The following is a 12738-nucleotide window of genomic DNA, read 5'->3' as shown; positions in this document are numbered from 1 at the left end:
GACCTCATGCGCTTCCGCCACCCCGACGGCTCCACCGTCCACCTCGCCTACTGCACCAATGTCCACCCCGCCGAAGACCTCGACGGCGTCGTGGAGCAGCTCCGGCTGCACTGCGAACCGGTGCGCCGCCGCCTCGGCCGCGACCGGCTCGGCATCGGCCTGTGGCTGGCCCGCGACGCCGCCCGCACCCTGAGCTCCGACCCCGCCGAACTGCGCAGGCTGCGCACCGCGCTGGACACCCGCGGCCTGGAGGTGGTCACCCTCAACGGCTTCCCGTACGAGGGGTTCGGCGCCCAGGAGGTCAAGTACCGCGTCTACAAGCCCGACTGGACCGATCCGGAGCGGCTGGAGCACACCACCCATCTGGCCCGGCTGCTGGCCGCGCTGCTTCCCGACGACATCACCGACGGCTCCGTCTCCACCCTGCCGCTCGCCTGGCGCGCCCCGTTCGACGCCGAGGCCGCCCGCGCCGCCCGCCGTCACCTGACCACCCTCGCCCAGCGGCTCGACGCCATCCAGGAGCTCACCGGCCGCTCCGTCCGCATCGGCCTGGAGCCCGAGCCCGGCTGCACGGTGGAGACCACCGCGCAGGCCATCGAGGCGCTGACCGCGCCCGGCGGCCCGCCCCTGGACCGCGTCGGCGTCTGCCTGGACACCTGCCACCTGGCGACGCAGTTCGAGGATCCGCACACGGCCACAGACGCGCTCACCGCCGCCGGGGTCGCGGTCGTCAAGGCGCAGCTGTCCGCCGCGCTGCACGCCGAGGACCCGGGGCGGCCCGCCGTACGGGAGGCCCTCGCGGCCTTCGCCGAGCCCCGCTTCCTCCACCAGACCCGCACCCGGGCCCCCGAGGGCGGCGTCACCGGCACCGACGACCTCGACCAGGCGCTCGGCGGCGGGCTTGCGGACGCCGCGCCCTGGCGGTCCCACTTCCACGTGCCCCTGCACGCCCCGCCCGAGCCCCCGCTCACCTCCACCCTCCCGGTGCTCGCCGACGCCCTGGCCCGTCTCGTCGGCGGGCCCGCCCCGCTGACCCACCACCTCGAAGTGGAGACCTACACCTGGCAGGCGCTCCCGCCCGAGCTGCGCCCGCGCACCCGCGACCGGCTCGCCGACGGCATCGCCGCCGAACTCGCCCTCGCCCGCGACCTGCTGACCGACCTCGGCCTCAAGGAGCTGCCATGAGCGACCTGAGCCACGGGACCGGCCCCACCCCCCTGCTCGTCCTCGACGTCGTCGGGCTCACCCCACGGCTGCTGGACCACATGCCACGCCTCAGGGCGCTCGGCCGCTCCGGCTCGCGCGCCGCGCTGGGCACCGTGCTGCCCGCCGTCACCTGCGCCGCCCAGTCGACGTTCCTCACCGGCACCACCCCCGCCGAGCACGGCATCGTCGGCAACGGCTGGTACTTCCGCGAGATGGGCGAGGTGCTGCTGTGGCGGCAGCACAACGGGCTGGTCGGCGGCGACAAGCTGTGGGACGCCGCCCGCCGCGCCCACCCGGGCTACACCGTGGCCAACATCTGCTGGTGGTACGCGATGGGCTCGGACACCGACATCACCGTCACCCCGCGCCCCGTCTACTACGCCGACGGCCGCAAGGAGCCGGACTGCTACACCCGGCCGCCCGCGCTGCACGACGAGCTCACCGCGAAGCTCGGCACCTTCCCCCTCTTCCACTTCTGGGGGCCGGGCGCGGACCTGGTCTCCTCGCAGTGGATCATCGACGCCACCCGCCACATCCTGCGCACCAGCCCCACCGATCTGGTGCTGACCTACCTTCCGCATCTGGACTACGACCTCCAGCGGTACGGCCCCGACGACCCCCGCGCCCACTCCGCCGCCGCCGAACTCGACACCGCCCTCGGCCCGCTGCTCGACGACGCCACCGCCCGCGGCCGCACCGTCGTGGCGCTCTCCGAGTACGGCATCACCCGGGTCTCCCGGCCGGTGGACATCAACCGGGCGCTGCGCCGCGCCGGGCTGCTGGAGGTGCACACCCAGGACGGCATGGAGTACCTGGACCCCGGCGCCTCCCGCGCCTTCGCGGTCGCCGACCACCAGCTCGCCCATGTGTATGTGCGCCGCGCGGAAGACCTGGACGCCACCCGCGCCGCCCTGTCCGGACTGCCCGGCATCGCCGAACTCCTCGACGACGAGGGCAAGAAGGCCCACGGCCTGGACCACCCCCGGTCCGGCGAGCTGGTCGCGGTGGCCGCGCCGGACGCCTGGTTCACGTACTACTACTGGCTCGACGACGCCCGCGCCCCCGACTTCGCCCAGCTGGTGGAGATCCACCGCAAGCCCGGCTATGACCCGGCCGAGCTGTTCATGGACCCCAAGGACCCCTATGTGCGGGTGCGGGCCGCCACCGCGCTGGCCCGCAAGAAGACGGGGATGCGCTACCGCATGGCCGTCGTCCCGCTCGATCCGTCCCCGGTGCGCGGCAGCCACGGCCGCCTCCCGGACCGCGAGGAGGACGGGCCCGTCCTGCTCTGCTCCCAGCCCGGCGCGGTGAGCGGCGAAGTGGCCGCCACCGACGTCAAGAACCTGCTCCTCCGCCTCGCCGGCCTGACGAACGCAACCGAAGGAGACACCCCGTGAAGAGGGCCCAGGACAACCCCGAACTCGCCGAGACCCTCCGCCGCCGCAGATTCCTCGGCGTCGCCGCAGGCGCCACGGCCGCCGGTCTGCTCGGCACCGGCACCGCCACGGCCGCCCAGACGGGCACCACCACCGCCGCGTCGGCCCAGAACGGCCGGGGCGGCCCGCTGGTGCCCCGCGGCCACCTCGGCATCCAGCTCTACACCCTCCGCGACCAGGTGCAGTCCATCGGCTTCGCCGGTGTCTTCGAGGAACTGGCCCGGTACGGCTACGACCAGGTGGAGTTCGCCGGCTACACCCAGGGCACCGGCGACATCACTCTCAAGCAGCTCAAGCGGCTGATGCGGGACAACGGGCTGCGCGGTATCGGCAGCCACGTCGGCTACTACTCCGACGACCCGAAGGCGTACACCTTCGCCACCAATCTCACCCAGGTGCTCGACGACGCCGAGGCGCTCGGCCTGCCGCATGTGGGCACCGCCTCCGGGCCCTGGCGCTACGGCTCCACGGTGGACGGCTGGAAGCGCTGTGCGGAGGAGTTCAACACCTACGGCGCGGCCGCCAAGGCGCGCGGGTTGAAGTTCTACCAGCACAACCACGCCGAGGAGTTCTCCTTCGCCACCGACCGGCCGGACGTCCGCCTCTACGATGTGCTGCTCGCCGAGACCGACCCCGAGCTGGTCCATCTGGAGATGGACATCTACTGGGCGTATGTGGCTCAGTACCGCTTCGGAAGGAAGGCCGACGGCTCTCCGGCGCCCTTCGAGCCGCTGAACTACGTCCTGCGGGCCCCGCACCGCTATCCGCTCTTCCACGTCAAGGACGGGGAGCACGACGAGACCGTCCCCGACGGCTACCGGATGGTGGACGTCGGGGACGGTGACATCGATTACCGCCGCTTCCTCAGCGCGGTGGGCAAGACCCATGGCGGGCGGCGTGACCACCACTGGATGGTGGAGCACGACCAGCCCGCCGATTCGCTCACCACCGCCCGCCGCTCCGCCCGCTATCTGCGGTCGCTGCGGTGCGGCGGACGGGGCTGAGCGAGGGCCCCTCGCGGCCGGGCCGGACGGCCCCGCCTAGACCGCCTCGCGGCTGATCGGCTGTGGGTTCGGGGCGATGCCCCGGGCCCGCGGCCGGCCTGGCTGCCGCAGCAGCAGGGCCACCGCGGCCGCCAGCATGGAGATGCCTCCGGCGAACGCGTACGCGCCGTCGTAGCCCCAGGAGTCGACCACCATCGAGCCGAGGCCGCCGCCGAACAGCCCGCTGACCAGCTTTCCGCTGTACACCAGGCCGTAGTTGGTGGCGTTGTAGTTCTCCCCGAAGTAGTCCGGGGTCAGCGCCGCGAACATCGGGTAGAAGGCGCCGCCGCCGAACCCGGAGAGGAAGGCGAAGAAGAGGAACAGCGCCTCGTTGTGGATGTTGCCGGCCCAGATCACCCCGAACTGGGCGAGGCCGAGCACCACGATGACGAAGACCAGCGTCGTCTTCCGCCCCCACAGGTCCGAGAGCCAGCCGACCACCCCGCGTCCGACACCGTTGACGACGGACATGATGCCCATGGACGAGGCCGCCACCAGCGGGCCGAAGCCCACCTCCTTGGCGTAGTCGACCTGGAAGGAGATCCCGAAGATGGACACTCCCGCGGTGAGCACCAGGGACACCCACATCAGCGGCAGCATCCCGGACTTGATGGCCTCCTTGGGCGTGTACTGCCGCACCGCCGGCGGGTTCTTCGCCAGGCTCGCCGCGCCCTTGGCGTTCCCGGCGTAGCTCAGCGGGTCGATGTCGGCGGGCCACCAGTTCTTCGGCGGGTCCTTGAAGAACCAGGCGCAGACCGCCACGACGATCAGCACATAGACCCCGATGAGGTCCAGGACCTCGTCGAAGTTCCCGGTGTCGAACCAGTAGTTGAAGATGAAGATGAACGGCAGCGCGCCGTAGGCGAACCCTCCGTTGACGAACCCCGTCTTCGCCCCGCGCCGCTCCGGGAACCACTTGCCCACCATATTGATGCAGGTGGCGTAGACGAACCCGGAGCCGAGCCCGCCGATGACACCGAAGCCGACGATCGCCGCGAAGACGTTGTCGAGGTGGGAGAGGGCCAGGAAGCCGATCAGACACAGCCCCGCACCCAGGAACATCGCCCGTCGGGCGGTCAGGATCCCCTTCTCCCGCAGCCATCCGGCCGGGAAGGCGATGCCCGCCTGGAAGAAGACCCAGACGCTCAGGATCCAGAAGGTGTTGCTCTGGGTCCAGCCGTGCGCCTCCGAGAGCGTGTCCTCCGCCGAGCCGTACGCGTACTCGGACACGCTGATGGCCATCATCGCGATCCACGGCAGATAGACCATCAGCTTCCGGCTGTGGCCCAGGATGTCGCGGTCGGTCTCGCCGATGCGATACGTACGTCCCTTGCTGTCCCGCACTTCACGGAAGGGGAGGGCCCCTTCCGGCTGTTCTGCTGTGCTCATGTCGTCCCCTTGGCTTCGAAGGAACCCGGCCAGCGCCCCCTGTCCAAACTCTTCGTGCTCCGGGAAACGCGGGTTGCTCTGCGGATCGGTGGAAGTCGGCCGCGGTTCGGTGGCGCCCCGAAGGGGCGCGGGGCCGTGTCGATGTGCGGCTCCGCCACGCGGGCGCGACCAGCCACGACGGCGCCGCAGACGATCGACGGCGGGTCGGGGCACTTCCAGCGGAGCGCTTAGGTGAGCAACCCCGCCGAACGGGCCCAGCGGTACTTGGCGCCCAGGACGGCCACCGGCTTCTCGGTGGTGTACGGATAAGCCACGACCCCACGCTCGAAGAGGTACGCGCACGCCTCCTCGACCTCGGTGTCGCCCGCGAGCGAGGCCACCACCGGTTTGGCGATGCCCCGCGCGCGGAACTCCTCGACGACCCGCGCGGTCAGCTCGGCGAACACCATCGGCGGGGTGACGATGGTGTGCCAGTAGCCCAGGACCAGGGCGTGGATCCGCGGATCCTCCAGGCCCAGCCGGATGGTCGCCTCGTAGGTGGACGGCGGTTCGCCGCCGGTGATGTCCACCGGGTTCCCGGCCGCGCCGAACGGCGGGATGAAGCGGCGGAAGGCGGCGTCCAGATCGTCGGGGATCTCCATCAGGGACAGCCCGTTGTCGACGATCGCGTCCGACAGCAGCACCCCCGAGCCCCCGGCGCCGGTGATGATGACGACGTTGTCACCCTGGGGCGCGGGCAGCACGGGCAGCGCCCGCGCGTACTCCAGCATCTCGCCCAGGCCCGGCGCCCGGATCACCCCGGCCTGCCGCAGGATGTCGTCGTAGACCGCGTCGTCCCCGGCCAGCGCGCCGGTGTGGGACCCGGCCGCCTTGGCGCCCGCCGCCGTACGGCCCGCCTTGAGGACCACCACCGGCTTCCGGGGCACCGTGGCCCGTGCCGCCTCCACGAAGGCCCGGCCGTCCTTGAGGTCCTCCAGGTGCATCGCGATGCACTGGGTGCGGTCGTCCTCACCGAACCAGGTGAGCAGGTCGTCCTCGTCCAGGTCCGACTTGTTGCCGAGGCCGACGATCGCCGAGACCCCGGTCTTGGTCGTCCGGGCGAAGCCGAGGATGGCCATCCCGATGCCACCGGACTGCGAGGTGAGCGCCACCGGCCCCTTGACGTCGTACGGGGTGCAGAAGGTGGCACACAGGTCCTGCCAGGTGGAGTAGTAGCCGTAGATGTTGGGCCCCAGCAGCCGCACCCCGTGCTCCTCGGCGATGGCCACGATCCGGTCCTGGAGCTCGTGTTCACCGGTCTCGGCGAAGCCGGACGGGATCAGCACCGCGTTCGGGATGCCCTTGCGGCCGACCTCCTCCAGCGCGGCGGGCACGAACTTCGCGGGGATCGCGAAGACGGCCACGTCCACTTCGCCGGGGACGTCCGTGACGGTCTTGTACGCCTTGCGGCCCAGGATGTCGTCGGCCTTGGGGTTCACCGGGTGGATCTCCCCGGGGAAGCCGCCGTCGATGAGGTTGCGCATCACCGAATTGCCGATCTTCCCCGGCTCGTTGGAGGCGCCGATCACCGCCACCGAGCGCGGCTGCATCAGCCGGCGCATCGAGGCCAGGATCTCCTCGCGCGAGTAGCGGCGGCGCGTGCGCGGGGCCGGGTCCCCGATCAGCAGCCGCACATCGGCGGCGAGCACCCCGCTCGCGGTGGCGAACACCGGGTTGAGATCGACCTCCGTGATCTCGGGGAAGTCCGCCACCAGCCGGGAGACCCGCACGATCAGATCAGCGAGCGCCGCGCGGTCCACCGCCTCGCCGCCGCGCACCCCGCGCAGCACCTCGGCGGCGCGGATCCCGCCCAGCATCGACAGCGCCTCGTCCTCGGTCGCCGGGGCCAGCCGGAAGGTGATGTCCTTCAGCACCTCCACCAGCACCCCGCCGAGCCCGAATGCCACGACCTTCCCGAAGGTGGGGTCGGTGACCGCGCCGACGATGACCTCCTGGCCGCCGTCCGGGATCATCTGCTGCACCTGGACGCCCAGGATCCGGGCCTTCGCGTCGTAGCCACGGGCGTTGTCGACGATCGTGGTGAACGCGCTCCGCACCTCGGCGCAGGAGGCCAGCCCCACCCGCACCCCGCCCGCGTCGGTCTTGTGCAGGATGTCCGGGGACACGATCTTGAGGACGACGGGGAAGCCGATCCGGTCGGCGAGCGCCACCGCCTCGTCGGCGGACTCCGCCAGCCCTTCGGCCGGGGTGGGGATACCGTACGCGTCGGTGATCCGTTTCCCCTCCGGGGCGGTCAGCGCCGTGCGCCCCTCGGCGCGGGCGGCGTCCAGCACCGCGCGCACGGCATCGTTGTCATACGTCACCGTCAGATCACTCCGTTCGTCTTGAGCAGCCGCACTTCCTCGTCGCCGAGCCCCAGCTCCCCGACGTACACCTCTTCGTTGTGCTCACCCAGCAGCGGGGAGCGCTCGACCCGGACCGGGGAGTCGGAGAGCTTGAGCGGGGAGCCGACCGTGGTGAAGGAGCCGCGCTCGGGGTGGTCGACCTCGACGATCATCTCGTTGGCCGCGAGCGACGCGTCCTCGACGATCTCCTTGGTGGACAGGATCGGCCCGCACGGGATGTTGTGCGCCGTGAGCTGCTCCAGCACCTCCCACTTCGGCAGCGTGCTGGACCACTCCTCGATCAGCTGGAACATCTTGGCCAGCTTCGGCAGCCGCGCCTCGGGCGAGGCCCACTCCGGGTCGTCGGCCAGCTCGGGGCGGCCGATCAGCCGGGTGATCGGCTCCCAGCCGACCGGCTGCACGATGACGTAGACGTAGTCGTTGGGCCCGCCGGGCGCGCACTTGACCGCCCAGCCGGGCTGGCCGCCGCCGCTGGCGTTGCCACTGCGCGGCACCTCGTCGCCGAAGTCCTCGTTCGGGTACTCCGCGAGCGGGCCGTGCGTCAGCCGCTGCTGGTCGCGCAGCTTCACCCGGCACAGATTGAGCACCGCGTGCTGCATCGCCACATTGACCCGCTGGCCGCGCCCGGTGTGGGTGCGCTGGTAGAGCGCGGCGAGGATGCCCGCCACACAGTGCACCCCGGTGCCGGAGTCGCCGATCTGGGCGCCGGTGGCCAGCGGCGGGCCGTCCTCGAAGCCGGTCGTGGACATCGAGCCGCCCATGGCCTGGGCGACCACCTCGTACGCCTTGAACTTGGTGTACGGGCCGTCGCCGAACCCCTTGATCGAGGCGTACACCAGCCGGGGGTTGATTTCCTGGATGCGCTCCCAGGAGAACCCCATGCGGTCCACCGCGCCCGGACCGAAGTTCTCCACCAGGACGTCGCTGCGGCGGATCAGCTCGGTCAGGAGCTCCTTGCCGCGCTCGCTCTTGGTGTTCAGGGTGATGCTCCGCTTGTTGCAGTTGAGCATCGTGAAGTAGAGCGAGTCCACATCCGGGAGGTCGCGGAGCTGCTTGCGGGTGATGTCTCCGGTGACGTTCTCCAGCTTGATCACATCCGCGCCGAGCCAGGCGAGCAGCTGGGTGGCGGAGGGACCGGACTGCACATGCGTCATGTCGAGGACGCGGATGCCCGACAGGGCCTGATGGGCCTCGAGAGCCTGGGACATGGTGGCGCCTCCCTACTTGTACATGGTCTGGTTCATGGTTCCGGGGGCGTACGCGTCCGGGTCCACCCAGACGTTGATCAGCGACGGCTTGCCGGACTCCCGGGCGCGGCGCAGCGCCGGGCCGATGTCCGCCGGGTCGCGGACCTCCTCGCCGTGGCCGCCGAGCATCCGCGCGAACTGGTCGTAGGGCACGTCGCCGAGCGTGTTGCCGACCCGCTCGCGCGCCTCGCCGTACTTGGCCTTCTGGCCGTAACGGATCTGGTTCATCGAGGAGTTGTTGCCGACGATGCCGACGAACGGCAGGTCGAAGCGGACCAGCGTCTCGAAGTCCCAGCCGGTCAGGGAGAACGCGCCGTCGCCGAAGAGCGCCACCACCTCCTTGTCGGGGCGGGCCTGCTTGGCGGCCATCACGAACGGCACCCCGACGCCGAGCGTCCCCAGCGGGCCCGGGTCCATCCAGTGGCCGGGCGACTTGGGCTGGACCACCTGACCGGAGAAGGTGACGATGTCGCCGCCGTCGCCGATGTAGATCGAGTCCTCGGTGAGGAAGTCGTTGATCTCGCTGACCAGGCGGTAGGGGTGGATGGGGGAGGCGTCGGAGCGGAGGTTGGGCAGCCGCTTCTCGATCGCCGCCTGCTCGGCGGCGCGCAGCTCGTCCAGCCACTCCTTGCGCTTGCTCGCGCCGCCGTTGATGCGGCCCGAGGCGGCCTGGGTGACGGCGGAGAGGATCAGCCCCGCGTCGCCCACGATGCCGAGGTCGATGTCCCGGTTCTTGCCGACCGTGCGGTAGTCGAGGTCGATCTGGACCACGGTGGCGTCGGGGGAGAGCCGCTTGCCGTAGCCCATCCGGAAGTCGAAGGGCGTGCCGACGATGACGATGAGGTCGGCGCCTGCGAAGGCGTAGCGGCGGGAGAGCTGGAAGTGGTGCGGATCGCCGGGTGGCAGGGTGCCGCGCCCCGCGCCGTTCATGTACGCGGGCACGTTCAGGGTGCGGACCAGCTCGGTGGCCGCGCCGGTGGCGCGGGTGGTCCACACCTGACTGCCCAGCAGGATCGCCGGCTTCTCGGCCTGGACCAGCAGATCGGCCAGCTTCTGGACGGACTCGGGGTCGCCGGCGCCGCGGGTGGAGGCGCGGTAGTGCCCGGCCTGGGGGACGCGGGCCTTGTCCACCGGCACCTTGGCGTCCAGCACATCGCGTGGGATCTCCAGGAAGGAGGGGCCGGGGGCGCCGTGGAAGCACTCGCGGAAGGCCATGGAGACCATGTCGGCGGCGCGGGCGGTGTCCGGGACGGTGGCGGCGAACTTGGTGATCGGCGCCATCATGTCCACGTGCGGGAGGTCCTGGAGGGAGCCCATCTTGTGCTGGCTGTGGGCGCCCTGGCCGCCGATGAGCAGCATGGGTGACTCGGCGCGGAAGGCGTTGGCGACACCGGTGACCGCGTCGGTGGTGCCGGGGCCGGCGGTGACGACGGCGCAGCCGGGCTTGCCGGTGATCCGGGCGTAGCCGTCGGCGGCGTGGGCGGCGACCTGTTCGTGGCGCACATCGATGACATCGATGCCCTCGTCGACGCAGCCGTCGTAGATGTCGATGATGTGGCCGCCGCAGAGGGTGTAGATGACCTCGACGCCTTCTGCCTTGAGTGCTTTGGCGACCAAGTGCCCGCCGGAGATCAGGTCCTGGCTGTCGTCGGGCATGGCGAATCGCGTCCCTTCGTAGGGGTCGGTGCGTGCCTCGCGGATGGATCGCTGGATTGCATACAGTCGACGTTATCCTGTATGAACTTTGTTATCCCACCATCGGCCGAGCGATGTCCAGGGGGCGTGCGCCACTCGTTCCATCCAGCGCTGGATCAAGCGTTGTTGACGGGCCATCAGGGAGCACAGGGAGCTGGCAATGGACCTGTACGAACATCAGGCACGAGAACTCCTCCACGGCAACGGTGTCCTGGTGCCGAGGGCGGAGGTCGTGGACACGGCCGAGGCCGCCCGCGCGTCCGCCGAACGGCTCGGCGGACGCGTCGTCATCAAGGCCCAGGTGAAGACCGGTGGCCGGGGCAAGGCGGGCGGGGTGAGGCTCGCCGACGACCCGGTCGCGGCCGAGCTGACCGCACGCCGGATCCTCGGCATGGACATCAAGGGCCACACCGTCCACCGGGTGATGGTCGCCGAACCCGTCGAGGTGGCGCGGGAGATGTACCTCGGCTTCACCCTGGACCGGGCCGCGGGCCGCTTCCTGGCCATCGCCTCCGCCGAGGGCGGTATGGAGATCGAGGAGGTCGCGGCGCGCCGCCCCGAGGCGGTGGCCCGGATCGCCGTCGACCCGGCCGAGGGGGTGACCGAGGCGAAGGCCGCCGAGATCGCCGTCGCCGGGGGACTGCCGCGCGAGACGACCGGGACCATCCGCCGGCTGTGGACCGTCCTGACCGCGCACGACGCCCTGCTGGTCGAGGTCAACCCGCTGGTGGTGACCCGCGACGGGGCGATCGTGGCCCTGGACGGAAAGGTCACCCTGGACGACAACGCCCGCTTCCGGCAGCCGTCATGGGACGCCGCCGACGACCGCGCCCGGGACCCGCTGGAGGCCCGGGCCGCGGCCGCCGGGCTCGGCTACGTCAAGCTGGACGGCCGGGTGGGCGTCATCGGCAACGGCGCGGGCCTGGTGATGTCCACCCTGGACGTCGTCGCGGGCTGCGGCGCCCGCCCCGCCGACTTCCTCGACATCGGCGGCGGCGCCTCCGCCCAGGTGATGGCCGACGGTCTCTCCCTCGTCCTCGACGACCCGGATGTGCGCTCCGTCCTGGTCAATGTCTTCGGCGGCATCACCGCCTGCGACGCGGTGGCCGACGGCATCGTGCGGGCCCTGGACACCGTGCCCCTCACCAAACCGCTCGTGGTCCGGCTCGACGGCAACAACGCCGCACGTGGCCGGGCCATCATTGGCCAATTGGCTCATCCACTCGTCCACCAGGCCGACACCATGGACGGCGCCGCCGCGCGCGCCGCCGAACTCGCCGGGACCGCTGCGACCGCCGGGACCTCTGCGACCGGCGGGACCTCTGCGTTTGCCGCGACCGGCATATCCGACACATCCGACATATCCGCCGCGTCCGGCACGTCCGCCGCATAAGGGGGCTCCTCGCATGGCCATCTTCCTCACCAAGGACAGCAAGGTCATCGTCCAGGGCATGACCGGCGCGGAAGGCATGAAGCACACCCGGCGGATGCTCGCCGCGGGCACCGATGTCGTCGGCGGTGTCAATCCGCGCAAGGCCGGGACCCGGGTCGACATCGACGGCCGTACGGTGCCCGTCTTCGGCTCCGTACGCGAGGCCATGGACACCACCGGCGCCGATGTGAGCGTCCTCTTCGTCCCGCCGCCGCACGCCAAGGCCGCCGTCACCGAGGCCGCCGACGCCCGGATCCCGCTCGCCGTCGTCATCACCGAGGGCATCCCGGTCCACGACGCGGTCGCCTTCCAGGCGTACGCCCGGGCCCGCGCCACCCGGGTCATCGGCCCCAACTGCCCCGGGCTGATCTCCCCGGGCCAGTCCAACGCCGGGATCATCCCCGCCGACATCACCAAACCGGGCCGGATCGGGCTGGTGTCCAAGTCCGGCACCCTCACCTACCAACTGATGTACGAGCTGCGCGACATCGGCTTCTCCACCTGCGTGGGCATCGGCGGCGACCCGGTCATCGGCACCACCCACATCGACGCGCTCGCCGCCTTCGAGGCCGACCCCGAAACCGACCTCATCGTGATGATCGGCGAGATCGGCGGCGACGCGGAGGAGCGGGCCGCGCGGTACATCGCCGGCCACGTCACCAAGCCGGTCGTCGGCTACATCGCGGGCTTCACCGCCCCCGAGGGCAGGACGATGGGCCACGCGGGCGCCATCGTCTCCGGCTCCTCGGGCACCGCGGCGGCCAAGAAGGCGGCGCTGGAGGCGGCGGGCGTGAGCGTCGGAGCGACCCCCACCGAGACCGCCGGGCTGGTATTGGCCCGTCTGGCCGAAACACCCGGCAACCTCGCGTGATGTGAGCCATACCC

Annotated in this window: 9 protein-coding genes; 5 read left to right on the top strand and 4 right to left on the bottom strand. The window is 71.2% G+C overall.

The window, feature by feature from the left end:
• Positions 1–6: 6 nt before the first annotated feature.
• The 3 genes from eboE to KHP12_RS14600 are packed head-to-tail and all read left to right on the top strand — an operon-like array spanning position 7 to position 3646.
• Positions 7–1185 carry a metabolite traffic protein EboE gene (gene eboE, locus KHP12_RS14610; protein ID WP_210610111.1) on the top strand — a complete coding sequence of 393 codons (1179 nt, stop codon included), beginning with the start codon at positions 7–9 and terminating at the stop codon, positions 1183–1185.
• Entirely contained in the window at positions 1182–2603 is a 1422-nt protein-coding gene (locus KHP12_RS14605; RefSeq protein ID WP_086884888.1) for an alkaline phosphatase family protein, read from the top strand. The genes eboE and KHP12_RS14605 overlap by 4 nt, the downstream gene beginning before the upstream one ends.
• On the top strand, positions 2600–3646 hold the full coding sequence (locus KHP12_RS14600) for a sugar phosphate isomerase/epimerase family protein (RefSeq protein WP_086884889.1): 1047 nt from the start codon (positions 2600–2602) through the stop codon (positions 3644–3646). Before KHP12_RS14605 ends, KHP12_RS14600 begins: the two co-directional genes overlap by 4 nt.
• 36 nt (positions 3647–3682) lie before the next feature.
• On the opposite strand, the gene KHP12_RS14595 is transcribed toward KHP12_RS14600, so the two are convergent.
• The 4 genes from KHP12_RS14595 to KHP12_RS14580 all read right to left on the bottom strand — a co-directional run bounded on the left by KHP12_RS14595 (position 3683) and on the right by KHP12_RS14580 (position 10382).
• A complete protein-coding gene (locus KHP12_RS14595) occupies positions 3683–5074 on the bottom strand; it encodes an OFA family MFS transporter (protein ID WP_086884890.1) in 1392 nt (463 codons plus the stop codon).
• Between the two features lie 227 nt (positions 5075–5301).
• On the bottom strand, positions 5302–7437 hold the full coding sequence (locus KHP12_RS14590; protein WP_211833035.1) for an acetate--CoA ligase family protein: 2136 nt from the start codon (positions 7435–7437) through the stop codon (positions 5302–5304).
• 2 nt (positions 7438–7439) lie between these two features.
• Positions 7440–8687 (bottom strand): formyl-CoA transferase, encoded by a 1248-nt coding sequence (gene frc / locus KHP12_RS14585; RefSeq protein ID WP_086884892.1) that lies wholly within the window; start codon positions 8685–8687, stop codon positions 7440–7442.
• A gap of 12 nt (positions 8688–8699) precedes the next feature.
• The gene (locus tag KHP12_RS14580; protein WP_086884893.1) at positions 8700–10382 is read right to left on the bottom strand and encodes a thiamine pyrophosphate-binding protein; all 1683 of its coding nucleotides are present in this window, start codon (positions 10380–10382) and stop codon (positions 8700–8702) included.
• 199 nt (positions 10383–10581) lie between these two features.
• On the opposite strand from KHP12_RS14580, the gene sucC reads away from it, so the two are divergent.
• Together sucC and sucD are read left to right on the top strand one after the other, a co-directional pair.
• Positions 10582–11814 carry an ADP-forming succinate--CoA ligase subunit beta gene (gene sucC / locus KHP12_RS14575; protein ID WP_246648550.1) on the top strand — a complete coding sequence of 411 codons (1233 nt, stop codon included), beginning with the start codon at positions 10582–10584 and terminating at the stop codon, positions 11812–11814.
• A gap of 13 nt (positions 11815–11827) precedes the next feature.
• A complete protein-coding gene (sucD, locus tag KHP12_RS14570; protein ID WP_211833034.1) occupies positions 11828–12724 on the top strand; it encodes a succinate--CoA ligase subunit alpha in 897 nt (298 codons plus the stop codon).
• The last annotated feature ends 14 nt before the right edge of the window (positions 12725–12738 follow it).

Origin of the sequence: Streptomyces asiaticus, from assembly GCF_018138715.1 — a bacterium.
Classification (GTDB): Bacteria; Actinomycetota; Actinomycetes; order Streptomycetales; family Streptomycetaceae; genus Streptomyces; species Streptomyces asiaticus.
Note: the sequence above shows the minus strand (reverse complement) of the source record. Positions and strands in the feature narration are given on the sequence as shown.

What these genes read in the sequence shown, in the direction of transcription:
- sucC (WP_246648550.1), top strand. Translation starts at nt 10,582, where the DNA reads ATGGACCTGTACGAACATCAGGCACGAGAACTCCTCCACGGCAACGGT.
- eboE (WP_210610111.1), top strand. Translation starts at nt 7, where the DNA reads ATGCGCTTCCGCCACCCCGACGGCTCCACCGTCCACCTCGCCTACTGC.
- KHP12_RS14580 (WP_086884893.1), bottom strand. Translation starts at nt 10,382, where the DNA reads ATGCCCGACGACAGCCAGGACCTGATCTCCGGCGGGCACTTGGTCGCC.
- frc (WP_086884892.1), bottom strand. Translation starts at nt 8,687, where the DNA reads ATGTCCCAGGCTCTCGAGGCCCATCAGGCCCTGTCGGGCATCCGCGTC.
- KHP12_RS14595 (WP_086884890.1), bottom strand. Translation starts at nt 5,074, where the DNA reads ATGAGCACAGCAGAACAGCCGGAAGGGGCCCTCCCCTTCCGTGAAGTG.
- sucD (WP_211833034.1), top strand. Translation starts at nt 11,828, where the DNA reads ATGGCCATCTTCCTCACCAAGGACAGCAAGGTCATCGTCCAGGGCATG.
- KHP12_RS14605 (WP_086884888.1), top strand. Translation starts at nt 1,182, where the DNA reads ATGAGCGACCTGAGCCACGGGACCGGCCCCACCCCCCTGCTCGTCCTC.